This window comes from Psychroserpens mesophilus (assembly GCF_050617655.1).
GTDB classification, from domain to species: Bacteria; Bacteroidota; Bacteroidia; order Flavobacteriales; family Flavobacteriaceae; genus Psychroserpens; species Psychroserpens mesophilus_A.
Genome location: NZ_JBODQC010000524.1, coordinates 1 through 234 on the forward strand (window position 1 = coordinate 1; position 234 = coordinate 234).

General features: G+C 64.5%; 1 protein-coding gene. It reads left to right on the forward strand.

Annotated elements, in window-relative coordinates; genetic code table 11:
- The coding region (locus tag ACRHNM_RS18255) for a 2-oxo acid dehydrogenase subunit E2 (protein WP_431138041.1) at window positions 1–234 on the forward strand (234 nt) is incomplete at both ends.

Consider the following 234-nt stretch of genomic DNA (forward strand, 5'->3'; position numbering starts at 1 on the left):
CTGGTAGGTATGGCCCGGGCGGTCAACGACCTGGCCACCCGCGCCCGGAACAACGCCCTGAAGCCCGACGAGGTCCGGGACGGAACCTATACGGTAACCAATGTCGGGTCATTCGGCAGCGTATTCGGTACGCCCATCATCAACCAGCCCCAGGTGGGCATCCTGGCCCTGGGGGCCATCCGGAAGGTCCCTGCCGTCATCGAGACGCCTTCGGGGGATTTCATCGGTATCCGT